The sequence below is a fragment of the Sphingobium sp. TomTYG46 genome, from assembly GCF_055396345.1.
Window position 1 is genome coordinate 1,825,249 of the sequence record NZ_AP027324.1, and the last position, 24,579, is coordinate 1,849,827.

Consider the following 24,579-nt stretch of genomic DNA (forward strand, 5'->3'; position numbering starts at 1 on the left):
CGCGGCACCCATTTTCATTTAGAAGCGGATGCGCAAGCCCGCTCGTCCGCCAGCACCTTCAAGGCTGTTGGAGCCACCGCCGTTGCTGAAAGTGCGCACATAATTGGCCTCCAAGAAGCCGGAAATGCCGCTCGTCTGACCAATGGTGACGCCCAGGACCGCTTCACCATAATCTTTCATGCGGTCATTGGTGAAGGCAACCGTCTGCACGCCGTTGCTGAAGCTCACCTCGTCCCGTCCCTTGAACTCGTGGACATAGTTAGCCCCTACATAGGGCGCCAGCACGGCCGTGTCCCCAATGTGCACCTGTCCGCCGATGCGCCCACCGACGCGGCCCCGCAGGCCATCATCCTCGTTGAAATCCACGGTCGTGCCGAGGACTGAGAAATTGTCGATATCCGAGCGCGTGTAGGACAGGCTTGCGGCAGGCTCGATGAAGAAGGCGTCGCTGCCGAACCGCAGACCGACCTCACCACGGACGCCATAGACAGAGCCGCTGAACTTCTGTTTGAAGCCGCCGGTCGGGCTGTTGGCATTGGCCCAATAATGATCATATTTGCCCAGCACGTTGGCAAATATGTTGCCCGAGGTGAAGCTACCATAGACACCGGCGTTCACCGCGTTGAAGTTGATCCTGTCCGGTGAACCGGCAAAGTTCTGCGAAGAATTTATATAGCCGCCGGTCACACCCAGGGCGAAGCCACCCTTTTCACCGACACCACCGCCGAAGTCGAAGCCGGCCTGTCCTCCGTAATAATCCTGCTTATAGCCGGTGTTGATGACACGGCTCTGACCGAAGCTGGACACCGTCCGCCTTCCACCATGATCCTCGACCGAACCGTGCATCTGTAGCCAGAACTTGCCGGAGTTTGCGGCATCGCCATGTGCCCACAGTGAATCGCGGCGCGCCCTCAGTTGTGCGGTCACCACGTCCGCTGACTTCATCCAAAGGCTGCGGGCGCCATCTGCATAATTGAGTGTGCGAAACGCTGCGTCGCTTGGTCCGCTCGTGACACTGTAAGACAGGGTCGCGGGGTCATAAGCTACTTCATATCGAACGAGGCCAGCATTCTGGAAGCCCCCGCTGAACTGAAAAGCCGATGCAGCGGACGGGGCACCGGCCTGAACGATGACGGCGCCCGAGGTGAAGATGGGTGCGTTAAGGGATGGAGCGTCTAGCAATACCGTGGTGGTACCCGTGGCAGCGCCACCCAGGATGAGCCGATCGCTGCCGCCAGCACTCACATCGACGCCCAACTGGCTTGCGCCCGTACCCGAGAAAGTGCCCGGAAGCGTGAGGGTATCGCCCACTACGCCATTGCGAAGATCGACCAGGCCCGCGTTGGAAAAGCTCTCCAGACCCGTGAATGTCGATGCACCCGCCACCGTGGCGCCCGTGCCAACGCTGACCAAGCCAGTGTTCACGAAGGCGTCGCTGCCCGCTCCGAAATCGGGGTTGGCGCCAACGATGAACCTGCCGCTATTATTCACCGTATCGTCGCCGGCGGTCAGAACAATGTCGCTGGACAAGGAACCGCTGTTATTGATCGTTGCGGGACCGCCGAACGCCTGGACCGCCAGACCGTTGGGATTGGAACTGATCGTGCCGGAATTGGACAGGGTGCTGCCATTGACCGACGTCAGCGTGATGAGGTTGCCGTCAGCCGCCGACAGGCGACCATTCAGGCCCACAGTGACCGTCGCCTGATTTCCGCCAGTGACCGCCACGGCGTCAGCGCCAAGGCCGGAAGCCGAAACCAGGCCGTTCACGGTGGCACTGGCATTGTTACTGGCGGTCACCGCGACCGCGCGGGACGTGTCGCCGCTGGCCGCGACATTATTCACGACTGCACTGGCATCGCCTGCCGTCCCAGTCACGGAGATGGCATCGGAAGCACCACCCAAGGATGCACGACCCGCCGTCGTCACCGTACCAGTGGAAATCACCGCCGCGTTAGCGCCCTGCGCGAAAATGGCGCTCTGGCTAGTCGCTATGTCCGCGGGCAGCGCAGCAACGGTGCTGACATTGTTTGCGGAAACGAATGCATCGCCCGTCCCGGACACTGCCGAAATGCCTGCTCCGCCGCGGCCGGTGGAGGTGACGTTGCCCGTCGTTATCACGCTGGCAGTCCCGGTGTCTGATAGGGCGGATACCGCCGTCGATCCATCTCCAGTCGTTGAGACCGATGCCAGTCCCACGTTCGCCGAACCGCCCAGGCTGGACACCGTCACGCCGTTCGAAAGCGCACCACTTGTCGCTACGGATGCGCCGCTGCCGTCGAGCGCCAGATCACCCGCGCCCAATATTTGAACGCCGGGAGTTGCCGACGTGGACGTCTGAATGGAAAGGTTCGCGGGCAGGACCACCGTCAAGTCGGCCGTGGGAAGGTAGGTGATGCCGGCCGGATAAGGACTGCCGGACGCGGGACAGGAAATCAGCCCGCCGACCGCGGGCAGCACGCCGCATTCATTCTGGGCCAGCGCAACGTTGGGCACGGCCAACATCAAAATTCCGAGCGATCCTGCGAGGCCAGTCGCGCCCAAAAATGCGCGTGAAGGCGCAGCATTCCGACGAGCGGAATGCCCAGAGTTTTTCGAATTCATATATAAATCCCTTTTTTTGCCCCCTGGTAGGAAGCTGCTTCGGGAAACGATGATGATAAACGAAAGTTCCTTCGCTTCTTCAATAAGATCTGGTCACGGATTAAACTTTCATCGTGCGTTGTTTACAATTTTAATATTGTACTGTCGCATAAACCACCTTCAGAAATGCCATGGATATTGATATGGATCAATAACAGGTCGGGTCGGTGACCTGGATTCAAAGTGGCTGACGATGTCCAAGGTGCAGCAGCCAGGAGCGGCATTAACGTGCAAGGTGACGCTGGCCGCCCGCCATATTCGGTCGCCGGGGTGGATGAGCGACACGCGCGCAACCGCATTTGGGCGGCTCGACCCGCATCCGTTCGCTGCCTTTAAAGTCTCCGTCATGGAATTTACGCGACGCGACATGGCTGCCTTCGTTGCACCAATGGCCGGTTAATCAGAAACCGGTCATTCATGGCCATGAGCAGTAGTGGCGGATTTAGTCCCAACAGCCGGGCATAATTCGAATGTCCGGTTTTAAGCGCGGGGAGATCGGTGACGAAGGACGAGGATTGGTGCTAAGCCGCAGCACCCCACAACAAAAAAGGGGCCGCCGGGCAGGCGACCCCTTCTATCCTCTCCGCTTATGCGGGCAGAGTTATGTGTCAGTCGGCCTTCGACTGAAGGTTGACGGCTGCGTGCTTGCCGCGGCGGTCTACTTCGAGTTCGAAGTCCAGGCGGTCGCCTTCGTTGAGGGCGGACATGCCTGCGCGTTCGACTGCGCTGATGTGCACGAATGCGTCGGGCTGGCCGTCGTCGCGCTGGATGAAGCCGAAGCCCTTCATGGCGTTGAAGAACTTCACCGTGCCGCTGGCGCGTTCGCCGGTCAGCTGGCGCTGCGGGCCACCACGATCGCCGCCGCCGAAGCCGCCACGGTCACCGCCGAAGCCACCCGGACGGGGTTCGCGGGGTTCACGGGGACGATCGACGACCGGAAGGGGCTCGCCCTCGATCTTGAGGTCGGTTGCCGAGATCTTGCCGCCACGGTCCACCAGGGTGAAGCCGAGCTGCTGACCTTCGGCGAGGCCGGTGAGGCCCGCCTGCTCAACGGCGCTGATGTGGACGAACACGTCTTCCGCGCCGTCATCACGAACGATGAAGCCGAACCCCTTTTGTCCGTTGAAGAACTTTACAACACCGGTGCCTTCGCCAACGACCTGGGCAGGCATGCCGCCGCCGCCGCCACGGCCGCCGCCGAAGCCGCCACCACCGCCGCCGCCGCCGCCGAAGCCGCCGCCACCGCCGCTGCGGAAGCCACCGCCGCCGCCGCCACCGCCGAAGCGATCACCGCCGCCGCCGAATCCGCCGCGATCACCACCGCCGAAACCACCACGATCTCCGAAACCACCGCCGAAGCCGCCACGATCGTTACCGCCGCCGTAAAAATTGTCGTCGCCAAAACCGTCGCGCTTGTCCTTGCCGCGCCCGCCGCGGCGACCTCTATCAAAACTCATGCCCTGTTGGTCACTTTCGCTTCGCCCCCGACTAAATCGGACAAACATGCCGGGCGAAATGACATGCAGAATCCACCGCACGTATGCGGGTTTGAGAATCACTATATCAACTTTTCAGCCATGCGCGAATGATTTTAGCCCGATTGCCGCCACATTTGCCCGAATGAACCAGTGCGGGGCATTTTGGCAGCGCCGAAAAAGCGTCGATTGAGTTGCCGCCGCTTTCGCCATAGAGGGGTTGGATGACAGTATATTTCCACGAAGCGGACCTGCCCGCAGACGTCCTTGCCCCCGGCCCCGTCGCCGTCGATACCGAAACCATGGGCCTTATCACGCCGCGCGATCGCCTGTGCGTCGTGCAGATCAGCGATGGCAAGGGCGACGAGCATCTGGTGCGCTTCATGCCCGGCAGCGATTATGCGGCGCCGAACCTGCGCGCGGTGCTGGCCGATCCGGCACGGTTGAAGCTGTATCATTTCGGGCGTTTCGACATCGCGGCGATCAAACATTATCTGGGCGTGGTGGCGGCGCCCGTCTATTGCACGAAGATCGCTTCGCGCCTGATCCGCACCTATACCGACCGCCATGGGTTGAAGGAACTGGTGCGCGAATTGCTGGGGCAGGAAATCAGCAAGCAGCAGCAGTCGAGCGACTGGGGATCCCCCACCCTGTCGGACGCGCAGAAGGATTATGCGGCGTCGGACGTGCGGTATCTGCATGCACTGAAGGCGGAACTCGACAAGCGATTGATCCGCGAAGGACGGATGGAACTGGCGCAGGCCTGTTTCGATTTCCTTCCTCACCGGGCCGAACTGGACCTGGCGGGATGGCCGGAGATCGACATCTTCGCGCATATGTAAGGGGCTTAGAAGCGCTTTCCCATGTCCATACAGGCCGATCAGCAACGTCATGTCAGGCGCCATTGGGCGCGGCCGGGTGGCAGCCATGACAGGCTGGTCGCGCGGCTGAAAAACTGGTTGCCGGTGCTGGTGGGCGTGCTGGCGGCGTTGCTGGTGATGGCGCCCTTTACCGGCGGGGACAAGGTGAGCTTCGTGCTCGACAAGAACAAGGTCGAGGTGGCGAAGGAGCGGATGCGGGTGAGCGAGGCGCTGTATCGCGGCGAGGACAGCAAGGGGCAGCCCTTTTCGCTGCGCGCCGGGAGCGCGGTGCAGAAAAGCTCCCGCGAGCCCATCGTGGACCTCAACGACATGTCGGCGCGGATATTGCTGAGCGAAGGGCCGGCCGTGCTGAATGCGCGCAAGGGGCGCTATGACATGGACAAGGAGCGCGTCGCAGTGGACGGGCCGGTGCAGTTCGAGGCGGCGGGCGGATACAGGCTGACGACGCGGGACGTGGGCATCGACCTCAAGAGCCGGCGCATGCGCAGCGCGGGGCGCGTCGATGGCCGGATACCCATCGGCACGTTCAGCGGCGACCATCTGGACGCCGACCTGAATGCGCGGACGGTTACGCTCAATGGCAGGGCGAGCTTGCGCATCGAACAAAATGGCATCAAAGGGCAAAAGTGATGAAGAGATCGCTGATCCTGCTGTCGAGCGCTGGCGCCATGGGCGCGGCGATGGTCTTTGCTGGCGCCGGGGCGCAGGTGCTGAAGAATCATGACAGCAACGCGCCGGTAAACTTCACCGCCGACCGGATCGAGGTGCAGGACCGCGCCGACCGCGTCGTCGTTTCCGGCAATGTGCAGGTGACGCAGGCGGGCATGACGCTGAACGCTGCGCGGATGACCGTCGCTTACCGCAATGGTACGGGCGGGAACGGCGTGGAGGTCGACCGGATCGACGCTTCGGGCAATGTCGTCGTGACGAAGGGCACCGAGACGGCGCGCGGCAATGTCGCGATCTATGACCTTAACAGCCGCCTGATCACGATGCTGGGCAATGTGACGTTGACGCAGGGGAGCAACCGGCTGACGGGTGGGCGGTTGATGATTGATCTTACCAGCGGGCGGTCCACTGTGGACGGGCGATCATCCGGCGGCGGCGTGCCGGGGGTTTCGGGCGGATCGGGGGGCCGGGTTTCGGGCACCTTCACCGTGCCGCAGCGGAAGAACTGACCCTTTTAGCAGCGCTGAATGCGGGCGTGGCGGGGTGCTTTTTCGGGCGCTCGGGCTGGCCTATGTCCATTAATAAACATGGCATTTTTGGGGCAAAATGCTATCATCGGGATCAGCGGGTCGCCTCTTTCGATTCTGCGAGGTCCATCATGTCACGGTTGCAGATGGCGGCGGTTGCCGCCTGTGGTTTCGTTGCGCTTTCTTCTGGCCAAATAGCCGCCTCCACCCCCGGCCCGTGCTGGCAACCCTATGAGATTGAAGCGGCTAAAGTCCGGGATCTGCATGTGATGCTGATGCTGGGCGCTCTGCGGTGCAAGGGGGTGAACAAGGAGATTGAGGCGAAATATTCCGCCTTTGTCGATAAGAAGATCGGCCTGCTGAGCAGTTATAATAATGTGCTGAAGACGCGCTTCATGCGGGTGAACGGCATTGCTGATGGGCAGCGGGCCTATGAGCAGTTCAACACGAAGCTGGGCAACAGCCATTCCGGACTGGCGCAGGCCGGAAGCTATTGCCTGATGACCGACACGCTGCTGACTTTGGCCACCGAGGCGCAGGATCGGGAACTGCCGCAGCTGGCGACGAGCTTTTCTGAAAGCGCGCTGGGGATTGATGCGGTGTGTGAGGCGCAGCCGGTGGTGACGGCCGCGGCTCCGGCTGCGGGGACGGCTCAGGTCGCGTCGGCTTCGGTAGCGGCTCCCGAGGCTGGGACGGGAAGAGCAGCGCAGGTCGATGCGCCGCATGAGGCGATCACAGCTGCGGGAATGACTGTCGTGAAGACTGGGGAACCGGCTGGACAGTCAGGTTCCGCGGCGGCAGCGCTGGAAGCGGCGGCGGTCGCTTTGCAAAATGCGGCGGCGAGCCTGAAGGCGCAGGCTGCGGCTCCGGAAGCGGCGGCGGACAAATCTGTTGCAGCGCCCGAGGCGAAGCCTGCCGTGCTGCAACCTGTGACGGCCAGCTCAATGCCCGTGGGGTGAGCGGCGTGGTTTGACAGGAGCAATCGGAATCGGGGGAGAACGCCCATCCCAACCCTTCAAACGAGTCACGTGCCTCGTTTGAACCTGAAGGGGAGATTTGGGTTGTGGCGACGTTCAGGGTCGTTGGTCCCAGTTGCAGAGGGTAACGGCGCCGTCAGGCGCGACGGTCAACTCACCATAAGCGCCGGTGCGCAGCTTTAGCGAGGCGGACGAGAGGCCGAGCGCTAGCAAGGCAAAGCGAGCGGCACCGTTGCTGGTGACGAGCAGGTCCGTCCCCTCCCCGCCTTGCGTGAAGTAGCTTTGCCAGGCGGCGATGCGGGAGGGCGCGTTGACGATCCAGCCGGGGGGCGGGAGGGCTTGTGCGTCCCATTGGGTGAGCGCCTGTTGGCCGATGCGGGCGAGGACTTGCGCTTCGGGGCGGCCTTCGTCGGGGCCGTGGTCGATTTCGTCGAGCCAGGGGAGCGTGCCGGTGACGGGCTGGTTGAGCGCGGCGGCGATCCGGCTTGCGGTCTCACGGGCGCGGCTGAGGGGGCCGCTGTGGATGTGACCGGGGTTCAGGCCTTGCGCGGCGAACCATTGGCCGAGGCGGTCGGCCTGGGCGCGACCGCTTTCTACGAGGGGGAGGTCCGTGCCCTCGCCGATGCGGCAGGCGGTGGCGCTGCTTTCGAACGTGTTGCCGTGGCGGATGATGAAGATGCGGCGCATGGGGTCAGGCGGGCGTGGGGTCGCCATGGGTGGCGATGAGGGCCTCTACGCGGTGGATGTCGGCCTCTGTGTCTATGCCGGAACTGTCGAAGATGGGCGGGTCGACGGCGACGGTGGTGACCGGGATGCCGAGTTCGAGGAGGCGGAGCTGTTCCAGACCCTCCAACTGCTCGAGCGTGGTCGGGGGTGTTTGCTCGAAACGGGTCAAGGCTTCGAGCGTGTAGCCGTAGAGGCCGACATGGCGCCAGACGGGCGAGAGCGGCTGGGTGGCGCGCAGGGCCTGTTCGTCGCGGATGGCGGGGATGATGGTCTTGGAGAACCAGAGCGCGCGGCCATCGGGCGCGCGGGCGCAGGTGGTGCCGCTGAAGGGCGAGCGGAGCTTGTGATCGCGCAGGGCGTCGAGCGCCTGCCAGTCGAGGGCGATGACGGGGGTCGCGACCTCAGCGCCTGCGTGCAGCGCGGCGATGACGGCGCGCAGGGCACCCTGCGGCTGGAAGGGCGAGTCGCCTTGCAGGTTGACGACGAAGCGCGGGGGTTTCGGGCGCTGGAGCGCGGCGGCAAGCGCGCGGCCGGAACCGGTCGCGATGGCGCTGTCCGTCATGGCGGCGGCGCAACCTGCGGCATTGGCATGATCGGCGATTTCGCGGTCGTCGGTTGCCACCACGAGCTGTGCATCGGCAATGCCGCAGATGGCGGCGCGCGCCATGGCGATGGTCCGGTGCAGCAGCGTCCGCCCGGCGATCAGGCGCAAGGGCTTGCGCGGCAACCGGGACGACCCCGCCCGCGCCGGAATGACGATGATGCTGTTCAGGCGACCCCGGCGTGCAGCAGGTCGTGCATATGGACGGCACCCGCCAGCCGCCCGCCTTCGCAGACAAAGAGCAGCGTGATGTTATGCATGTGCATCAGGCGCAGCGCTTCGGAAGCCAGATCATCAGGCCCCACGGACAGCGGGGGTACGGTCATGAACTGGCCGACGGTTTCGGTCAGTTGCCGCGTATCGGTGAGCGTTCGCCGCAAGTCGCCATCGGTGAAGGCGCCGATCAGTTCGCCAGCGCTGTTGACGACCGCCGTGCCGCCAAGGCGCGCGCGCGTCATTTCGATGGTGGCGTCGAGCAACGACGCATCTTCGGCCACGCGTGGGACATTGTCACCGGCGGCCATCAGATCGCGAACCTTCAGCAACTGCGCGCCGAGACGGCCATTGGGATGGAATTTATGGAAATCATCGGCCGAGAAGCCGCGCATTTCCATGAGCGCGATGGCAAGCGCATCGCCAAAGGCCATCTGGACCGTGGTGGAGGTGGTGGGCGCCAGTTCGTTGGGGCAGGCTTCGCGGACGGCGGGCAAAAGCACGCAGACGTCGGAAGCGCTGGCGACGGTGCTGTCCGCGCGCGCCGTGAGGCCGAGCAGCGGAATGCCGAACCGCTTGCAATATTGGATGATGGGGCCAAGTTCGTTGGATTCGCCCGAATGGGACAGCATCAGAACGATGTCGTCAGGCGTCACCATGCCAAGGTCGCCATGACCCGCATCGGCCGGATGCATGAAGAGCGCGGGGGTGCCGGTCGAGGTCAGGGTCGCCGTCATCTTGCGTGCGACGATGCCGCTTTTCCCCATGCCGGTGACGATCAGGCGCCCACGCACGCTCATGATCATGCCAGCGACGCGCAGGAATATTGCGGCGAAATCACGATCGGAGAATTTGGCCTCCAACGCGTTCAAGCCCTGGGAAGCGACGGACAGGGTTCTACAGGCGGTTTCCACGATCCGGCTGCCGGAACCAAAAGGCACAATTTTCGATAGTGTCGACACAAGTTCGCCCTTTTTTCCATGACGCACGGCAGGTTTTCCTGATCGATGCGCCATGCGGCGGCCGCCATCCGGCGCTCCGCCCTAAACCTCGTTATAAGCGACCCATTTCGGCTCGAAGCCGTCCCGGTGACGGGAATAGAACCGTTAACGGCAGAATGGCAATTTAATTTGCCAACATGAGCGAAGATTTGCGCGCCTTTATTGCCACATATCCCGCAAATTATTGCTTATATGTTGAGGGCCGGAACTTTCCACCGAAGCGTGCGTAGTGCCGTGGTTTTGCCGGTTATCCTGCGTGATAGTCGCGATACCAGGACACGAAGCGCGGCACGCCGACCTCTATGCCTGTGGTCGGCGCGAAGCCGATATCCTGGGCAATCGCGCTGATGTCCGCGAAGGTGGCGGGCACGTCGCCCGGCTGCATGGGCTGAAAATCAATCTCCGCCTTGCGCCCGATCGCCTGTTCCAGCACCGATATGAGATGCATCAGCTCTTCCGGCCGATTGTTGCCGATATTGTAAAGCCGGTGCGGCGAGCGGCTGCCGCCCGCCTTTAGCGATCCATCATCCGCAGGCGCGTGATCGAGGCAGCCGATCACGCCATTCACGATGTCGTCAATATAGGTGAAGTCGCGCTGCATCCGGCCATGGTTGAACACCGGGATCGGCTCCCCCGCCAGGATCTTCCTGGTGAAAATCCACATCGCCATGTCCGGACGGCCCCAGGGGCCATAAACGGTGAAGAAGCGCAGGCCCGTCATCGGAATGCGGAAAAGATGGGCGTAAGTCTCGCTCATCAATTCATCGGCGCGCTTGGTCGCGGCGTAGAGCGAGACGGGATGGTCGGCGCGGTCCTCCACGCGGAAAGGCAGGCTGTCATTGCCGCCATAGACCGAGGAGGAGGATGCATAGACGAGGTGCCGCACCCGCCGTTCGCGCGCCAGTTCGAGCATGTTGACGTGCCCGGCAAGGTTGGAGCGGACATAGGCATGCGGATTGATGAGCGAATAACGCACGCCCGCCTGCGCGCCCAGGTGCACGATCGCCTCCACCGTCTGCCCCGCGAGCGCGGCGTGGAGCGCGTCCATGTCGGCGAAATCCAGTTCGGCGAAGGTGAACAGCTTTCCATGGCGCTGTTGCAGCGTGGCGATCCGGTCGCGCTTCAACGAGACCTGATAATAGTCGTTCATATTGTCGATGCCGATCACCGCCCGCCCGGCGGCGAGCAGCTGGTCGGCGACGGCCATGCCGATGAAGCCGGCAGCGCCAGTGACGAGAATGGTCATGCGGCCACCACGCTATATGACAGGATCGGGTGGGTCGCCATGGGAATCTCTTTCAGCCGTCGCGGGTTAGCTTCATCGTTAACAGACAATCCGACGCGCGATGTAAAGGGCTTTCCCCCAAAGAGGCGGTCGGCTGCCCCAAATGAGGCAGTTTAGTCTTTCCCTAATGATTGAAGTTTATGCGCTTTCCCATGGACATGGCATCGCATCCCCTGCCCAATGGCACCCGTGCCTATGGCCCCGCGCAGCGCGCCCGTTGGACCGCTTTGGCGGCGGAGGCGGCGGAGGCCAACGCCTTTTACGCGCCCGACATGCTGTGCGCGGCGCTGGACCATCTGGCCGGAACACCGGGCGTGCGGATGGTCGAGGCGCATGCGGGAGGGAAGTTGATCGGGCTGTTGCCGGTGACGGTGGCGGCTCGGCACGGTCGCCTGCCGATTTCCTGCGTCACCAACTGGATGCATGAACATTGCTTCTTTGGCGCGCCGTTGATCCGGCGGGGTGATGAGGTGGCGGCGTGGCGGGGATTGCTGGCGCAGTTGGATGACGCGCATTGGGCGCCGGGATTTTTATACCTGCGGGGACTGGATGCGGCGGGCGCCAATGCGGCTGCGCTGGAGGCCCTTTGCGTCGAGCAGCGGCGGGGGCGGCGCGAGGTGCATCGTTATGATCGAGCGATGCTGCGATCCGATCTGGATGCCGATGCCTATTGGGAAACGCATGTGCGCGCGAAGAAGCGCAAGGAGATCAGGCGGCTGCAAAAGCGGTTGGCGGACCTTGGCATGGTGAGCCAGCGCCTGCTGGTGGATCGGGCGGAGCTGCCGCATTGGTGCGCCGATTTTCTGGCGCTGGAGGCTTCGGGGTGGAAGGGGCGCGAAGGGTCGGCGCTTGGCTGTTCTCCGCAGGACGCGGCCTTTTTCCGGGCGGCTTGCGCGGCGGCTTTCGACGCAGGGCTGCTGCATTTCCTGCGCATTGACCTTGATGGGCGGGCGATCGCGATGCTGGCGAATTTCCGCCATGGCGAGGGCGCCTTTTCCTTCAAGATCGCCTTTGACGAGGAGATGGGGCGCTTTTCGCCCGGCGTGCTGATCGAGCTGGCGAACCTGCATGCGGTGCAGGGTGATCCGGCGATCGGGTGGATGGACAGCTGCGCCGCGCCTGATCATCCGATGATCGACAGCCTGTGGGCGGAGCGGCGGACGATCGTGCAATATCGCGTGGCGCTGCACGGGAGCGGGATCGACCGGATCGGGCGGACAGCGGCTTTCGCGCTGGCCAATGGCGTCGAGGCGATCGCCAGCCATATGAAGGGACAGGGATGACTGCTCACTTGCCGATCAGCGCGCAGGTTTTCGATGAGGATGCGCGGGAGATATTCGCGGGCGCCTATCCGGATGCGTCGGTGAAGTTGCATCATGGGCTGGTTGGGCATCCTCTGCTGGCGATCGACGCGCTGGCGGGATTGGCCGAGCGGATGCCTGCCGCGTCGGTCGAATATAATCTGGGCAAGCTGCCGTTGGGTGTGCGGCCGGAAGATACGCCTGCCAACGGGCTGACATTGGGCGAGACGATCCGGACGATCGAGACCAATGGCAGTTGGGCGGTGCTGAAGAATGTCGAGCGGGATGCGGCCTATGGGGCGCTGCTGGACGCGGCCTTGGCGGAATTGGAGCCGATGGTGGACGCGCGGACGGGGCCGATGTTGAATCGGGAGGCGTTTATTTTCCTGTCGTCGCCGGGCAGCGTGACGCCGTTTCACATGGACCCGGAGCATAATATCCTGCTCCAGATTATGGGCGAAAAGGTCATGACCGTCTTTCCGGCTGGTGATCAGGAGCTGGTTCCCGCAGTGCAGAGCGAGGCTTTTCATGCGGGCGGGCATCGCAATCTGAATTGGCGGGATGATTTTCGCGGGCGCGGGACGGCGGTGAAGCTGCTGCCCGGTGATGCCATCCATGTGCCGGTGAAGGCGCCGCATTTCGTGGAAAATGGCGCGGGCGTTTCGGTGAGCCTGTCGGTGACCTGGCGGTCGGAGCGAAGCGTTGCGGAAAGCGAGCTGCATGGGCTGAACGCGCTGCTGCGGCGGCGGGGATTGCCGGTTGGACGGATCGGCGCTGCGCCGGAGCGGCAGGGCGCGCGGCGGCTGGCCTATCGGATCATGCGGAAGCTGGGCGTTTAAGCAACCGGCGGAGCAGCGCTTCGGCTTCGAGGCGGGGCGAGAAGCGTTCGAGGACCCACCATTCGAGCGCCTCTTCGCGGGTGGCGAGGCTTTGCTTGTAGCGGTCTTTCCCTGCGAGGAGGGAGTAGAGGGTTAGGCCCCGCTCTGCATAATAGGCGACGGCAGCGGTGTGACAGAGGAGGCCGGGCTTGTCCTTGGCCGTGCGCGGGGCGGCGAAGGCGGACTGATAGTTCAGCGCCTCGCCCCTGTGGATGAAATTGACCAGCAGGCCGACCCGGCCGCCTTCATCGGTGAAGCGGAGGAGTTCGACTTCGCCGCTGGGGATGCCTTTGCCAGCGAGAGTGAGGAGGAAGCGGCGGAAGGCTGGGGCTTCCCAAGCATTGTCGTCGTGGCGGCCTTCGTTGAGCGCGCGCATTTCTTCGAGCCATGTGACGGCTTCGTCTGCGGTGGTGGCGGCGGTGACTGTGGGGAGGCCGTTATGGTCCTTGATGGCGCGGCGGATCTGGCTGCGGGTGTTAGCGCTTAGCAGGGAGAGATAGTCGCCATTGGCGGCGCGGACGGCTTCGAGATCGGCCAGGTAGACGGGCGAGCGGTCGAGGAGGGCCGCGCGGTGGGCTGGCATCGCAAGCAATGGGGAGCCGGGCGTAATGCCGCTGAGGCGAAGGGCGCGCCAGTCGGTGCGGCGCTGGAGGGCGGCGTGGAAAGCTTTGGCGGCTTCTGCTTCCAGGCCGCGCCCGGCGAGGAGGCCGTTATATTCGACGAAAGGCCGGTCGGCGGCGGGATCGCCCGACTGGTTGAGCGAGAGGGTGGCGCAGCGGCCGAGCAGGCGTGGCTGCATCGCATGGCCCGTGAGTGCGAGGGCGACGTCCCTGCCCTCTTCATCGGTAACGCAGAGCAGGTCGAGTTGGATGGCGTAGCTTTCGAGCCAACTGCTGGTCCAGGTCCAGCCGAGGAAGAAGGAGGCGTCTGATGCCGCCTCAAGCGCCTGCCAGCGTGGGGCCAGCGTGGCGAGATCGGGCAAGGGGGAGAAGTGGGCGTTAAGGGCCATCGCCGCCTCTTGTGGCAGAGCGGCGGGGGCGGTCAAGTCACTGGCGTGAGGGGATGCCTTAGAGGTTGAGGCGCTTGGCGGGATCGACCGATCCGTCAGGGCGGACGCCTGCGTGGGCGAGATCGCGACGCATGCGCCCGGTGAGGAAGCGGAACCACATGCGGAAATCGGCGCGCAGGGACCAGAGGGGATGGCGGAGAGTGGCGGGCTGGTTGCGTTCGATCAGGGCGTGGGCGGCCCAGGCAAAGCCGTAACCGGCGACAGGCAGAGCCGGAAGCAGCCACCAGCGGCCGGTCAGCGGCATTGCGCCGAGCAGCAGCACAACGGCGCTGGTTCCGGCATAGTGCATCGCCCTTGTCGCGGGGCGTGCATGTTCCTGAAGATAATAGGGCCAGAAATCGCTGAACGCCGCGACATCGCGCATGCCATCCTCCCGCTGCGGACGACCGGGCTATAGGCAAGTTCAATCCATGTTAAGGGCGATGCGTCAGGCCGTGCGCGATTCAGGGGCGAAAAGGAAATAGTCGTAGGCCGCTCGCGCCACTTCGGCCATGATGCGGTCGCGCGCGGCGTGGCCGCGATGGTCCTTCATGACGAAAACGGAAATGGCGATCGGGCGGCCGTCCGGCAGGGTGATGATGCCCGTGTCATTGCCCAAACCGTTGAGCGTGCCCGTCTTGTGCGCGATCGGCGTGCCGGGCGGGAGCATGGCGACGAGGCGCGCCTTGCCCGTCTTGCACCGCGCCATGATGCCGAGCAGCATGGCCGTGCTGCCCTTCTTCAACGCCTTGCCATGCTGGATGGTGGAGAGGAGATCGTTCATCGCGCGGGGCGTGGAGGTGTCGCGTGGATCGGCGGCGAAGGCGAGGTTGGGCATGTCCATCGCGTCGCGCGATCTTGCTGACGGGGCGCTTTCGACCTCGTCCCCTGCCCCGCTCGCTCCCACCTTCGCGCGGGCGAGCAGTTGGGCGGTGTTACTGTCCACCCGCTGGCCGCGAATGCCGAGCGACTGGAGCCAGCCATTGACCGCCTGCGGCCCGCCAGCGCGGGCGACGAGCGCGTCGGTCGCTTCATTGTCGCTGCGGGTGAGCATCAGGTCGAGCAAGGTCGTGACCGGCATCGGCGTGCCGAGGCGCGGGAGCTTTTCATCGAAACGTAGCGTGCCCGCGTCGGCGAGCGACAATATCTTGCCCGCCACCGCAACCTTGTAAGTGCTGGCCATGGGGAAAAGCGTGTCGCCATTCAGCTCCAGCGTCTCGCCATTACGCAGGTCGCGCACCGCTATCCCGACGGTGCCGTCGCTGAGCGCGGCGAAACGGGTGAACTCACCGAGCAGACGCGATTGCGCGCTTTGATGCACCCCATTGGGCTGGGGACCGAAGGCGTCCGCCGTTGGCAGGGGTGCGAGAAACAGGCCGAGGCCCGCCACAAGGGCGGTCGTGAAGGAAAGGCGCGGCATGATTTTCCTTTCCCTCATTTTCAGGCGCGGAGCAAGGCCGCCGTGCGGTTGACAGGCCGTTGCCGGGCAGGTCATCAGGCGATCATGACCGCAACGATCAAGCTCGACGAAAGCTGGCGCACACCGCTGCGCGAGGAATTCGACCGCCCCTATATGCAGGCGCTCAAGGCATTTCTGGAAGAGGAGAAGCGGCAGGGAAAACGCATATTCCCCAAAGGGAGCGAATATTTCCGGGCACTGGACCTGACGCCGCTGGGTAATGTGAAGGCGGTGATATTGGGGCAGGACCCCTATCATGGCGAGGGTCAGGCGCATGGGCTATGCTTCAGCGTGCAACCGGGGGTGCGGACGCCGCCGTCGCTCAAGAATATCTACAAGGAGTTGAAGAGCGACCTTGGCATCGACCCGCCGCGCCATGGGTTTCTGGAGCATTGGGCGCGGCAGGGCGTGCTGCTGCTGAACAGCGTGTTGTCCGTAGAGATGGGGCGCGCCGCTTCGCACCAGAAGCGCGGCTGGGAAGAGTTTACCGATGCGATCATTCAGCTGGTGAACCGACAGGAGGAGCCGGTCGTGTTCCTGCTGTGGGGTGCCTATGCGCAGCGGAAGGCGGCGTTTGTGGATCAGACGCGGCATCTGGTGTTGAAGGCGGCGCATCCTTCGCCGCTGTCTGCGCATAATGGTTTTTTGGGGTGCCGACATTTCTCGCAGGCTAATGCCTTTTTGGAAGCGAGGGGGCGTGGGGGGATTGATTGGGCTTTGCCGGAATGTGGGACTTAGCGGTGATGGTCACTGCTTGGCGTCATGCCAGCGGAGGCTGGCATCTCGGGAGGTAGCGTTCGGTCTGGTGGCCTGAGGTCCCAGCGTTCGCTGGGATGACGGAGTTTTTGGGAAGGGGTTGTCGCGCCCCTCTCCCGTTCGCGGGAGAAGGGTTAGGCTTATCGCTTCTGGGCGAACCAGATGACGTGGCGGGGGCCTTTGCCGTTATCGCGGGCTTTGACCGCTACCTCATCGACCAGAAAGCCTGCGTTTTGCAGGCGGCGGGTGAAGGCGGCGTCGGGGGCGGCGGACCAGATGGCAAGGATGCCGCCGGGCTTCAGCGCGGCCTTGGCGGTGGAGAGGCCAGCGGAGGAATAGAGGCGGTCGTTGGCGGGCGCGGTGAGGCCGTCGGGGCCATTGTCGACGTCGAGCAAGATGGCGTCATAGCGTTGCTGGCTGGCGGCGATCTCTGCCGCGACGTCACCTTCGATCAGGGTGACGCGCGGGTCGTCCAGACAGCCTGCCGCCAGTTCCACCATCGGACCCCGCGCCCATTCGATGATCTTGGGCACCAGTTCGACGACCGTGGCGCGACCGTCCTGCCCCATTCCCGCCAACGCCGCGCGCAGGGTGAAGCCCATGCCGTAACCGCCGATCAGGAGATGCGGCGCCTTTCGCCCCTTCAGGCGCTCAAGCGACATGACGGCTAGCGCCTTTTCCGAACCACTCATGCGGCTGCTCATTAGCTCGTTGCGGTCGAGAACGATCATGTGATCGCTGCCCCGGCTATAGAGCTTCAATTCCTGTCCGCCCGGCACGGCGGCGGTGTCAATGAGTATGCGAGGGGTCACTGGCAGGTCCTTGTGTCGATGGCCCCGCATGGCAGCTTGCTTGAGCCGAGGCAAATCATCAAAGGCTGGCGCAAGAGGCGCCCTGCCCCTATCTCGCGGGCAGTCCCTTTCCCCTTTCCCCTTTCCAGCAGGCAGTCCTTTTTTCATGCGCTATTTCCTCGACACCGAATTCAACGGATTTGCAGGCGCGCTGATCAGCGTCGCGCTGGTGCCGGAATTTGGCGACGATGAATTTTACGTGTCGCTGCCGCTGGCGGAGGAGCCGCATGGCTGGGTACAGCGCAACGTCATCCCCTATCTGCGCCATGTGCCGCCGGGGATCGACATGGAGTTGGGCCGGGTCGAGGCCGCGCATCATCTGGCCGACTATCTGGCGGGCGATCCGGAGCCGGTGATCGTTGCCGACTGGCCGGAGGATCTGGCCCATTTCTGCGCGCTGCTGGTGACCGGGCCGGGGCAGATGGTGGATATGAACGGGTTGCAATTGCAGCTGGTGAATGCGGCGGGATTTAGTGCGGCGGCGAATAGCAGGATACCGCATAATGCGCTGCATGATGCGCGGGCTTTGCGGGATTTTTGTTTGGGGAATTGAGGGGTGAGATGTTCCCTCTCCCCTTCAGGGGAGAGGGTTAGGGAGAGGGGAGCGAGGGTTGACTTTACAGTCCCCTCTCCCGCCTTCGCTGCGCTCGGCACCCTCTCCCCTGAAGGGGAGAGGCGATTAGAGTATGCCCCCCAAAACGGATCGAGGCCCGGTCCTGCTTGCGCAGGCCGAGCCTCATTCCCTCTCCGAACCGATAAACGGATCAGCCGTCGTAGTCGCCGCCGACATTCTGGTTGCGCGGCGGGGCGGCGGCGGTGAGGCGCAGGGCCTCTGCCGACTGGGCGATCGAACCGATTTCGTCCGGCGTGTCGTCGTCGTCGATCTGCACCTTTTGCAGCGACCCAACGAGCGAATCATGCAATTCGGCCGGGAAAACGGTTTCTTCAGCGATCTCGCGCAGGGCGACGACCGGGTTTTTATCGCGGTCGCGGTCCAACGTCAGTTCAGCGCCACCGGAAATCTCACGGGCGCGCTGCGCCGCAAGCAGGACGAGGTCAAAACGGTTGGTAACCTTGTCGACGCAATCTTCGACGGTAACGCGGGCCAAACGGGCGCTCCTGGCAAAATGATGGAAATCGTGAGGGCAGCGCCTATCAGCGGGCGAGCGGGGAGTCAATGAAAAGCCCATAAAGCCGTGGCGCATAGCGGCAATTAGGCGCATGAACGGGATATGGCGACCAACCGGCAGTCCCCAGCGAAGAGCGACGAGGCCGGGATCGGCCTGTCCATCCGGGGGCACCGGCTGGACGTGATCGAACATGGTCCCGCCCTGCGAGAGAGGCTGATCGGCCTGATCGATGGCGCGCAGGACAGCCTGAAGCTCTATTATTACATCTTCGCCGCCGACGAGAGCGGGCGGATGGTGCTGGACCGGCTGATCGCGGCCCGAGGGCGCGGCGTTGCCGTGACGTTGATGATCGATGCGTTCGGATCGGCCGACACGCCGGTTGCCTTCTTCGACCCGTTGATAAAGGCCGGGGGGCGGTTTGGCCGATTCGGCGCGCGGCGGTCTACCCGCTACCTGATCCGCAACCATCAGAAGATGACCATCGCGGACGACCGGCGGCTGCTGCTGGGCGGGTTCAATGTGGAGGATGCCTATTTCGGATTGCCCGAAGAGGATGCCTGGGTGGACCTTGGCCTTCTGATCGACGGGCCGCAGGTCGCGGCGATGACCAACTGGTATGGGCAGCTGTGGCGGTGGGTATCGACCAGCAAGCAGAGTTTCCGCACATTGCGGCGGATGGTGCGGCATTGGCACCCGTCGCTGTACCATGATCCCGATGATCCGATGCGATGGCTGATCGGTGGGCCGACCCGACGCTTAAGCCCCTGGGCGCAGGTAGTGAAGCATGACCTGGAGCATGCGCGGCGGGTGGACATGGTGGCCGCCTATTTCTCGCCCGGACGCGGCATGCTGAAACGCATTGCGCGCGCGGCGCGGCGGGAGGGCGCGCGGCTGATCCTGCCGTCCCGGTCGGACAATGGCGCGACGGTGGCGGCGGCGCGGCTGCTGTACGGACCGCTGCTGCGGCGCGGGGTGGAGATATGGGAATATCAGAAGTGCAAGCTGCACATGAAGCTGATCGTCATCGATGACGCGGTCTTCATCGGATCGGCCAATTTCGACATGCGCAGCCTGTTCCTGAATCTGGAGATCATGCTGCGGATCGAGGACAAGGCGTTGGCTGACGAAGCGAGGGCGTTCATCAGCCGTCGCGCAGAGGAAAGCCGACAGATCACGCTCGAACGCTACAAGGCCCAGCGCGGGATGCTGACTTTGGTGAAGCAGTGGATCAGCTATTTCCTGGTGGGTGTGGTGGATTACACCGTCACCCGGCGGTTGAACTTCCGCAATCCGGACGCGGATTAGGGGGCGGTCATCAGGCCAGCGCTTCCTCCGCCGGGGTAAAGGGCAGGTCCAGCGCCTGCGCGACGGCCTGGTAAGTCACTTTGCCGTCCCAGACGTTGAGCCCTGCGAGAAGATGCGGGTCGGATTGCAGAGCCTTCTTCCACCCCAGATCGGCGATGCGCAGCGCATGCGGCAGGGTGACGTTGTTGAGCGCGTAGGTGCTGGTGCGCGCGACCGCGCCGGGCATGTTGGCGACGCAATAATGCACAATGCCATCGACGATATAGGTCGGATCGGCATGGGTGGTGGGATGGCTGGTTTCGAAACAGCCGCCCTGATCGATCGCGACATCGACCAGCACGGAGCCTTTCTTCATGGTCTTGAGCATGTCGGCGCTGACCAGCTTGGGCGCGGCGGCTCCGGGGATCAGCACGGCGCCGATGACGAGGTCCGCCTCCGCCACGCATTCGGCCAGATTGGCGCGGTTGGAAAAGCGGGTCTTGGCCCGCGCCTCGAAATAGATGCCGAGCCGTTCGAGCACTTCGGGGCTGCGGTCGAGGATGGTGACGTCCGCACCCAGGCCCGCCGCCATCTGCGCCGCGTTGAAGCCGACGACGCCACCGCCGATGACGCAGACCTTGGCCGGGAGGACGCCGGGCACGCCGCCGAGCAGCACGCCCCGCCCGCCATTCGCCTTTTCCAGCGCCGTCGCGCCCGCCTGGATCGACATCCGTCCGGCGACCTGGCTCATGGGCTTTAGCAGCGGGAGGCCGCCGCTTGCGTCGGTGACGGTTTCATAGGCGATGCAGACAGCGCCCGACGCCATGAGGTCACGGGTCTGATCCGGGTCGGGGGCGAGGTGCAGATAGGTGTAGAGGATCTGGCCCGGGCGCAGCATGGCGCGCTCCTCGGACTGCGGCTCCTTCACCTTCACGATCATTTCGGCCGCTTCGAACACGTCGCGCGCGCTCGGGACGATCTCGCCCCCGGCTCTGGCGTACAGCGCATCATGCGCGCCAATCCCCTCCCCCGCGCCGCTTTCCACCAGCACGCGATGGCCATGGGCCGCCAGTTCATGCACGCTCTCAGGCGTCAGGCCGACGCGATATTCGTGATTCTTGATCTCCCTGACCGTGCCTACAATCATGTTCAGCCTTTCCGTTCCGGAGAGATGCCGCGTCTGGATAGGGTATCGCCGGATGTAGCTATTGTTCCTGAATGTAGGTTGCGGCCGGACATTTGCCTATCCGTCACGGTCTATCGGACGCAACTGACAGGCAGTAAGCATAGCGCCGCGAAATTGAAGCAGGAAAGTCGCGGCATCCCCTTGCCACCCGCCGCGCGCCGCGATAGGGAGCCGCCTTCCAGTGCATGCGGAGCGGTGGCCGAGTGGTCGAAGGCGCTCGCCTGGAAAGTGAGTATACGTCAAAAGCGTATCGAGGGTTCGAATCCCTCCCGCTCCGCCACCACCTTAGTGAAAAGCCTAGAAGCGAAATGTGATCCTGTTGGACAACCCGTTCTTGCGTGGATTTATCAGGCTGCCCGAGTTACCCTGTCGTTGCCGGACATATCGCGGTCAGGCGCTCTTTTGGGTCCTTGGGGCGCTGCTGGGACGACACGCGTGGTTGCGCTTAATTTCTCGGGCGCCGGATTTCTGTCGGCGATACGGGAATGTATTTCAGGGGTCCGAAGATCCGCCAGCCAGAGGCGTTTGACGACAGCCAGAGCAGCGGCGGCGGCGGACGGACGAACGGCATTGATCCGGATTTCGTTCGTGAACAGCGCGACGATCAGCCGGTCACGGATTTCCTCTGAATGAAAGTCGAATTCAATGCCAAGGCGCCTGCCCGAACGGCGTACAAATCCGCGCAACAGGCCGACGTCCGGTAACACGACCTCGACGCGCTCGCCGACACTCAGCTCCGCCGGTTCAGCAAGCTCCAGCCCAAGACCGGAGATGGAAATGTCGCCCTTGTCTGACCGGATCATCTGCCCCTGCGCGCTCAGGATCGTCACGACCTGTCGCAGCGCGAAGCGCTCCTCACCCCGGACACGCGGCTTTTCCAGGCACATCATGGCAACCAGCAGCAAGATGAACATGTTCACGATCGTCCAGAAAGTCACCATGGGCAGCAGGCCGACCTGCGACACGACCCTATATTCCGGAGTAACATTGATCATCAGGCCAGCGAAACTGAGCGCGAGGAGGCCGAGCGCTACGAACAATATCGTTCTTTCCCATGGATTTCCGCCCGCGTCCGACCCTTTGGGCGTGACCTTGAAGACAAGACCTTTTGGACGGAACAATGTTTGCAGGGCAACCGGCAGAATGCGGAAGGTCTGGAACAACGACAAAATTTGCGCGGCAAGCGGGTAATAGCGCCCCGGTGCCAGAAGCGTGATGCCGCTCAGCATGGCGACGATCAGCGGCAGGACATAGTGAATGACCGCTTCCAGATCGATGCCGACCATCGGAGCCAGATTGAACAACATGAAGCAAATGGGCGTCAGCACGGTGAACATGGATTGGAAGCCCTGCGTGATCCATGCGCTGGGCAGGAACAACAGGCGATAGCGCAGTTTCAATCCTGGCCCCAAAGGGCCTTCTTTCAGATACAGTATCTGGATCGCACCCTGCGCCCAGCGTTGACGCTGAACAAAGAAGGCGGTCGTGCTTTCCGGAGCGAGGCCAAAGGCCAGAGGCTCATTCAGATAGCGAGTGACATAGCCCTGCCGCAAACTGGCCAGCGTCAGCAACATGTCTTCGGTGATCGATCCTTCCGGCAGCCCTCCGCCGATCGATTCAAACAGAGTCCTGCGCGTCACGGAGTTCGATCCGCAGCAAAAGGCGGCGTCCCAGCCGTCTCGCCCCGGCATGATCGCTTCGAAGAAAAATCGCTGATCGTCCGGCATGGCCTGTTGCAGGCCCAGGTTGGTCTGCATGGGATCATGATTGTAGAAGCTGTGCGGAACCTGGACGATGCCGATCCGCTCAGACTCGAAAAAGCCCATGGTCCGTAGCAGGAAGTCTCGGCGTGGCACGAAGTCGGCGTCGAACACCGCCACGAACGGCGCGTCCGTGACCGTCAGCCCGTGATTGATATTGCCGGCCTTCGCGCCCTTGTTGTCCGGCCGGTTAATATAGCCAGCCCCCTTTGCCATGCACAGATCGCGCACCCAGGGTCGTCGGCCATCGTCCAGCACCCATATGCGCGCGTCCGGCCAGTCGAGGGCGAGACAGCCGAGGATGGTTTTTTCCAGCACTTCGCGCGGTTCATTATAGGTGGCTATGAAAACATCCACCGGGGGTAAATTCAGTGGTTCTTCTTCCCATGCAGCGCGCAGCCGTGCCTCGCCCGCATCAGCCTCCGCCGACCGGTCGCGCGGCCGGGAGAGGATCGCCAGCAAGATCGCGCCATCGAATAGCGCGGCGCTTTCCACCAGCAGACAGGTCAGAGGCCACCATAGCTTGCCCGCCCCCTCACCCCAGGGAATCGTTTGTGAGATCCGCCACTGCAGATAATAGACAATGGTGCACCCAATCGTCGCGACCAGCCCGGCGCGCCACGGCCATATCTTGCCGAAAAGCAGCAAGAAGCCCACCAGCAACGCCAGAGGCGCGAAGGGCGCGATGGTGGCGATGCCGGACATGTGCCGTCAGAGCCTGCGGCTGAACCGGACCTCGGCCAAACGCCCAACATCGCATTTGCGCGCGGCATCGACCCGCCGGGGTTCGGGCGCCGGCAATGCGACGTCGACCAGAATTTCTCGATCTTCCGGCAATGAATAGGTGGATGCAGCCAGCAATTCCTCTCTGCGCCGCCCCGCCGCGCCGGTGATGTTCACGACCTGCCCTTTAAGCCACTGATCGGAACCGATCATACGGACGTCTGCGGGCGTGCCGGGACCGATCACTTCAGCCTTCCGTTCTGGAAGGGCGACCTGGACGAAGCGCCGTCGGCAATCGATCAGGTCGAGCACCGGCTCGCCTGCGCGAATGGCGGCGCCGGGACTGGCGGCCGCCGCCCACACCAAAGTTCCCGCCGGGGCACGATAGCCCGCCCGGGCCAGTGCGTCCTTCAATCTCAGACTGGCCTGACGGTAACGGGCAGTCGCGTCGCTCAACGTCTTTTCGACCGCCTGCTTCTGCAAGAGCAGACGATCACCCTGCTGCACCGCATAGGGCGCATCATTATAACTGTCGCCGATAAACACCCCGGCTTCCGCCGCGCTACGCGTAACCTGAATGGCCCGCAGCCTGGCGGCGGCGCTGCTGCAATTGCTGTTCTTGAGCGATGCGGCGGCTTCCGCCTTCTGCACCCCGGCGGGCGATATGAAGCCCCGCGCCGCCAGAACGCGCGTGCGGGCAAGATTGGCGGCCTGCTCTGCGCGTTCGGCCTGGCATCCCGCGAGATCTGCCTGCGCGGAGTCACGATCAGCGGTAAGACGCGTTGCCATCGCGCCGGAAAAAAGCGTCGCGCGCTGTTCCAATCGCTGACCTTGGCCGTTCAGTTCCGCCAATTGCCGTTCGCTGAGCGCCATTTCCGTCTGCGCCATCTCGGCTTGAGCCTTCAATTCGGCGACCTCGCCCGTATCCTGCGACAGGTCCAACAAATGTATTCCGGTGGCTTTGTCGAAATAGTGGCCGTTCGCCGGGAGATTGGCGACTGTCCCATCGGCGGCGGCCGTCAGCCTGATCAGCGGAGCGTTGATCGCGGCCTGGGTGGAAACGTCGTTCAACACATAGGGCGCGAAACCCATGGCCCCGCCCCCGATCAGGGCGGTCGCCAATATGATACGCGTCATCCGCGCGCGCAAAAGATTTTGAATCTCAATCATTTTCGCCGCTAACCCGCTGCCTTTTTAACAATCCT

The 24,579-nt window shown here is 63.4% G+C and carries 24 protein-coding genes and 1 tRNA gene; 11 read left to right on the forward strand and 14 right to left on the reverse strand.

Annotated elements, in window-relative coordinates; genetic code table 11:
• Positions 1-18: 18 nt before the first annotated feature.
• Positions 19-2,505, reverse strand: coding sequence for an autotransporter domain-containing protein (locus tag ACZ5YV_RS09210; protein WP_464787360.1), 2,487 nt, complete (start codon positions 2,503-2,505; stop codon positions 19-21).
• Positions 2,506-2,878: 373 nt separating this feature from the next.
• Here ACZ5YV_RS09210 and ACZ5YV_RS09215 point away from each other — a divergent pair, with 373 nt between their 5' ends.
• A complete protein-coding gene (locus ACZ5YV_RS09215; protein WP_464787361.1) occupies positions 2,879-3,043 on the forward strand; it encodes a hypothetical protein in 165 nt (54 codons plus the stop codon).
• 208 nt (positions 3,044-3,251) lie between these two features.
• Here ACZ5YV_RS09215 and ACZ5YV_RS09220 read toward each other — a convergent pair whose 3' ends face one another.
• Positions 3,252-4,100, reverse strand: a complete 849-nt coding sequence (locus ACZ5YV_RS09220) for a cold-shock protein (RefSeq protein ID WP_464789185.1) — start codon at positions 4,098-4,100, stop codon at positions 3,252-3,254.
• 242 nt (positions 4,101-4,342) lie between these two features.
• Between ACZ5YV_RS09220 and ACZ5YV_RS09225 the strand changes: the two genes are divergently transcribed.
• The 4 genes from ACZ5YV_RS09225 (at position 4,343) to ACZ5YV_RS09240 (ending at position 7,154) form a co-directional block, all read left to right on the forward strand.
• Positions 4,343-4,960 (forward strand): ribonuclease D, encoded by a 618-nt coding sequence (locus ACZ5YV_RS09225; RefSeq protein ID WP_464787362.1) that lies wholly within the window; start codon positions 4,343-4,345, stop codon positions 4,958-4,960.
• 21 nt (positions 4,961-4,981) lie between these two features.
• Positions 4,982-5,629: an LPS export ABC transporter periplasmic protein LptC gene (locus tag ACZ5YV_RS09230; RefSeq protein WP_464787363.1), complete on the forward strand. Its 648-nt coding sequence runs from the start codon at positions 4,982-4,984 to the stop codon at positions 5,627-5,629.
• Positions 5,629-6,177: an LptA/OstA family protein gene (locus ACZ5YV_RS09235; RefSeq protein WP_464787364.1), complete on the forward strand. Its 549-nt coding sequence runs from the start codon at positions 5,629-5,631 to the stop codon at positions 6,175-6,177. The genes ACZ5YV_RS09230 and ACZ5YV_RS09235 overlap by 1 nt, the downstream gene beginning before the upstream one ends.
• Before the next feature lie 149 nt (positions 6,178-6,326).
• Positions 6,327-7,154, forward strand: coding sequence for a hypothetical protein (locus ACZ5YV_RS09240; protein ID WP_464787365.1), 828 nt, complete (start codon positions 6,327-6,329; stop codon positions 7,152-7,154).
• Between the two features lie 114 nt (positions 7,155-7,268).
• Here ACZ5YV_RS09240 and ACZ5YV_RS09245 read toward each other — a convergent pair whose 3' ends face one another.
• The 4 genes from ACZ5YV_RS09245 to ACZ5YV_RS09260 all read right to left on the reverse strand — a co-directional run bounded on the left by ACZ5YV_RS09245 (position 7,269) and on the right by ACZ5YV_RS09260 (position 10,959).
• A complete protein-coding gene (locus tag ACZ5YV_RS09245) occupies positions 7,269-7,859 on the reverse strand; it encodes a histidine phosphatase family protein (protein ID WP_464789186.1) in 591 nt (196 codons plus the stop codon).
• A 4-nt stretch (positions 7,860-7,863) separates the two neighbouring features.
• Positions 7,864-8,658, reverse strand: a complete 795-nt coding sequence (gene kdsB, locus ACZ5YV_RS09250) for a 3-deoxy-manno-octulosonate cytidylyltransferase (RefSeq protein WP_464789187.1) — start codon at positions 8,656-8,658, stop codon at positions 7,864-7,866.
• Positions 8,659-8,666: 8 nt separating this feature from the next.
• Positions 8,667-9,674 carry a KpsF/GutQ family sugar-phosphate isomerase gene (locus tag ACZ5YV_RS09255; RefSeq protein WP_464789188.1) on the reverse strand — a complete coding sequence of 336 codons (1,008 nt, stop codon included), beginning with the start codon at positions 9,672-9,674 and terminating at the stop codon, positions 8,667-8,669.
• A 286-nt stretch (positions 9,675-9,960) separates the two neighbouring features.
• Entirely contained in the window at positions 9,961-10,959 is a 999-nt protein-coding gene (locus ACZ5YV_RS09260; protein WP_464787366.1) for an NAD-dependent epimerase/dehydratase family protein, read from the reverse strand.
• Positions 10,960-11,150: 191 nt separating this feature from the next.
• On the opposite strand from ACZ5YV_RS09260, the gene ACZ5YV_RS09265 reads away from it, so the two are divergent.
• Both ACZ5YV_RS09265 and ACZ5YV_RS09270 read left to right on the forward strand, forming a co-directional pair.
• Positions 11,151-12,281: a GNAT family N-acetyltransferase gene (locus tag ACZ5YV_RS09265; protein ID WP_464789189.1), complete on the forward strand. Its 1,131-nt coding sequence runs from the start codon at positions 11,151-11,153 to the stop codon at positions 12,279-12,281.
• Entirely contained in the window at positions 12,278-13,138 is an 861-nt protein-coding gene (locus ACZ5YV_RS09270) for a cupin-like domain-containing protein (RefSeq protein ID WP_464787367.1), read from the forward strand. Before ACZ5YV_RS09265 ends, ACZ5YV_RS09270 begins: the two co-directional genes overlap by 4 nt.
• Here the strand turns inward: ACZ5YV_RS09270 and ACZ5YV_RS09275 are convergent.
• The 3 genes from ACZ5YV_RS09275 to ACZ5YV_RS09285 form a co-directional block, all read right to left on the reverse strand.
• Positions 13,116-14,186: a GNAT family N-acetyltransferase gene (locus ACZ5YV_RS09275; protein WP_464787368.1), complete on the reverse strand. Its 1,071-nt coding sequence runs from the start codon at positions 14,184-14,186 to the stop codon at positions 13,116-13,118. The two genes, ACZ5YV_RS09270 and ACZ5YV_RS09275, sit on opposite strands and share 23 nt — an antisense overlap.
• Before the next feature lie 58 nt (positions 14,187-14,244).
• On the reverse strand, positions 14,245-14,610 hold the full coding sequence (locus tag ACZ5YV_RS09280) for an Mpo1-like protein (RefSeq protein WP_464787369.1): 366 nt from the start codon (positions 14,608-14,610) through the stop codon (positions 14,245-14,247).
• 63 nt (positions 14,611-14,673) lie between these two features.
• Complete coding sequence (locus tag ACZ5YV_RS09285; RefSeq protein ID WP_464787370.1) at positions 14,674-15,645, reverse strand: serine hydrolase; 972 nt, start codon at positions 15,643-15,645, stop codon at positions 14,674-14,676.
• 84 nt (positions 15,646-15,729) lie between these two features.
• Here ACZ5YV_RS09285 and ung point away from each other — a divergent pair, with 84 nt between their 5' ends.
• Positions 15,730-16,422, forward strand: coding sequence for a uracil-DNA glycosylase (ung, locus tag ACZ5YV_RS09290; RefSeq protein ID WP_464787371.1), 693 nt, complete (start codon positions 15,730-15,732; stop codon positions 16,420-16,422).
• Positions 16,423-16,580: 158 nt separating this feature from the next.
• Here ung and ACZ5YV_RS09295 read toward each other — a convergent pair whose 3' ends face one another.
• Positions 16,581-17,252 (reverse strand): spermidine synthase, encoded by a 672-nt coding sequence (locus ACZ5YV_RS09295; protein WP_464787372.1) that lies wholly within the window; start codon positions 17,250-17,252, stop codon positions 16,581-16,583.
• 145 nt (positions 17,253-17,397) lie between these two features.
• On the opposite strand from ACZ5YV_RS09295, the gene ACZ5YV_RS09300 reads away from it, so the two are divergent.
• Positions 17,398-17,844 (forward strand): hypothetical protein, encoded by a 447-nt coding sequence (locus tag ACZ5YV_RS09300; RefSeq protein WP_449474674.1) that lies wholly within the window; start codon positions 17,398-17,400, stop codon positions 17,842-17,844.
• 211 nt (positions 17,845-18,055) lie between these two features.
• Here the strand turns inward: ACZ5YV_RS09300 and rpoZ are convergent, their stop codons facing one another.
• Positions 18,056-18,400: a DNA-directed RNA polymerase subunit omega gene (rpoZ, locus tag ACZ5YV_RS09305; RefSeq protein ID WP_449474068.1), complete on the reverse strand. Its 345-nt coding sequence runs from the start codon at positions 18,398-18,400 to the stop codon at positions 18,056-18,058.
• A 123-nt stretch (positions 18,401-18,523) separates the two neighbouring features.
• On the opposite strand from rpoZ, the gene ACZ5YV_RS09310 reads away from it, so the two are divergent.
• A complete protein-coding gene (locus ACZ5YV_RS09310; protein ID WP_464787373.1) occupies positions 18,524-19,726 on the forward strand; it encodes a phospholipase D-like domain-containing protein in 1,203 nt (400 codons plus the stop codon).
• Positions 19,727-19,736: 10 nt separating this feature from the next.
• On the opposite strand, the gene ald is transcribed toward ACZ5YV_RS09310, so the two are convergent.
• Positions 19,737-20,852 carry an alanine dehydrogenase gene (gene ald / locus ACZ5YV_RS09315; protein WP_464787374.1) on the reverse strand — a complete coding sequence of 372 codons (1,116 nt, stop codon included), beginning with the start codon at positions 20,850-20,852 and terminating at the stop codon, positions 19,737-19,739.
• A 228-nt stretch (positions 20,853-21,080) separates the two neighbouring features.
• Here ald and ACZ5YV_RS09320 point away from each other — a divergent pair.
• A tRNA-Ser gene (locus ACZ5YV_RS09320) sits at positions 21,081-21,171 on the forward strand.
• Between the two features lie 67 nt (positions 21,172-21,238).
• On the opposite strand, the gene ACZ5YV_RS09325 is transcribed toward ACZ5YV_RS09320, so the two are convergent.
• Together ACZ5YV_RS09325 and ACZ5YV_RS09330 are read right to left on the reverse strand one after the other, a co-directional pair.
• Positions 21,239-23,356, reverse strand: a complete 2,118-nt coding sequence (locus tag ACZ5YV_RS09325; RefSeq protein ID WP_464787375.1) for a glycosyltransferase — start codon at positions 23,354-23,356, stop codon at positions 21,239-21,241.
• A gap of 6 nt (positions 23,357-23,362) precedes the next feature.
• Complete coding sequence (locus ACZ5YV_RS09330; RefSeq protein ID WP_464787376.1) at positions 23,363-24,544, reverse strand: HlyD family secretion protein; 1,182 nt, start codon at positions 24,542-24,544, stop codon at positions 23,363-23,365.
• Positions 24,545-24,579: the final 35 nt, after the last annotated feature.

What these genes read in the sequence shown, in the direction of transcription:
- ACZ5YV_RS09210 (WP_464787360.1), bottom strand. Translation starts at nt 2,505, where the DNA reads ATGTTGGCCGTGCCCAACGTTGCGCTGGCCCAGAATGAATGCGGCGTG.
- ACZ5YV_RS09220 (WP_464789185.1), bottom strand. Translation starts at nt 4,100, where the DNA reads ATGAGTTTTGATAGAGGTCGCCGCGGCGGGCGCGGCAAGGACAAGCGC.
- ACZ5YV_RS09225 (WP_464787362.1), top strand. Translation starts at nt 4,343, where the DNA reads ATGACAGTATATTTCCACGAAGCGGACCTGCCCGCAGACGTCCTTGCC.
- ACZ5YV_RS09230 (WP_464787363.1), top strand. Translation starts at nt 4,982, where the DNA reads ATGTCCATACAGGCCGATCAGCAACGTCATGTCAGGCGCCATTGGGCG.
- ACZ5YV_RS09235 (WP_464787364.1), top strand. Translation starts at nt 5,629, where the DNA reads ATGAAGAGATCGCTGATCCTGCTGTCGAGCGCTGGCGCCATGGGCGCG.
- ACZ5YV_RS09240 (WP_464787365.1), top strand. Translation starts at nt 6,327, where the DNA reads ATGTCACGGTTGCAGATGGCGGCGGTTGCCGCCTGTGGTTTCGTTGCG.
- ACZ5YV_RS09245 (WP_464789186.1), bottom strand. Translation starts at nt 7,859, where the DNA reads ATGCGCCGCATCTTCATCATCCGCCACGGCAACACGTTCGAAAGCAGC.
- ACZ5YV_RS09260 (WP_464787366.1), bottom strand. Translation starts at nt 10,959, where the DNA reads ATGACCATTCTCGTCACTGGCGCTGCCGGCTTCATCGGCATGGCCGTC.
- ACZ5YV_RS09265 (WP_464789189.1), top strand. Translation starts at nt 11,151, where the DNA reads ATGGACATGGCATCGCATCCCCTGCCCAATGGCACCCGTGCCTATGGC.
- ACZ5YV_RS09270 (WP_464787367.1), top strand. Translation starts at nt 12,278, where the DNA reads ATGACTGCTCACTTGCCGATCAGCGCGCAGGTTTTCGATGAGGATGCG.
- ACZ5YV_RS09275 (WP_464787368.1), bottom strand. Translation starts at nt 14,186, where the DNA reads ATGGCCCTTAACGCCCACTTCTCCCCCTTGCCCGATCTCGCCACGCTG.
- ACZ5YV_RS09280 (WP_464787369.1), bottom strand. Translation starts at nt 14,610, where the DNA reads ATGCGCGATGTCGCGGCGTTCAGCGATTTCTGGCCCTATTATCTTCAG.
- ACZ5YV_RS09285 (WP_464787370.1), bottom strand. Translation starts at nt 15,645, where the DNA reads ATGCCGCGCCTTTCCTTCACGACCGCCCTTGTGGCGGGCCTCGGCCTG.
- ung (WP_464787371.1), top strand. Translation starts at nt 15,730, where the DNA reads ATGACCGCAACGATCAAGCTCGACGAAAGCTGGCGCACACCGCTGCGC.
- ACZ5YV_RS09300 (WP_449474674.1), top strand. Translation starts at nt 17,398, where the DNA reads ATGCGCTATTTCCTCGACACCGAATTCAACGGATTTGCAGGCGCGCTG.
- ACZ5YV_RS09310 (WP_464787373.1), top strand. Translation starts at nt 18,524, where the DNA reads ATGGCGACCAACCGGCAGTCCCCAGCGAAGAGCGACGAGGCCGGGATC.
- ald (WP_464787374.1), bottom strand. Translation starts at nt 20,852, where the DNA reads ATGATTGTAGGCACGGTCAGGGAGATCAAGAATCACGAATATCGCGTC.
- ACZ5YV_RS09325 (WP_464787375.1), bottom strand. Translation starts at nt 23,356, where the DNA reads ATGTCCGGCATCGCCACCATCGCGCCCTTCGCGCCTCTGGCGTTGCTG.
- ACZ5YV_RS09330 (WP_464787376.1), bottom strand. Translation starts at nt 24,544, where the DNA reads ATGATTGAGATTCAAAATCTTTTGCGCGCGCGGATGACGCGTATCATA.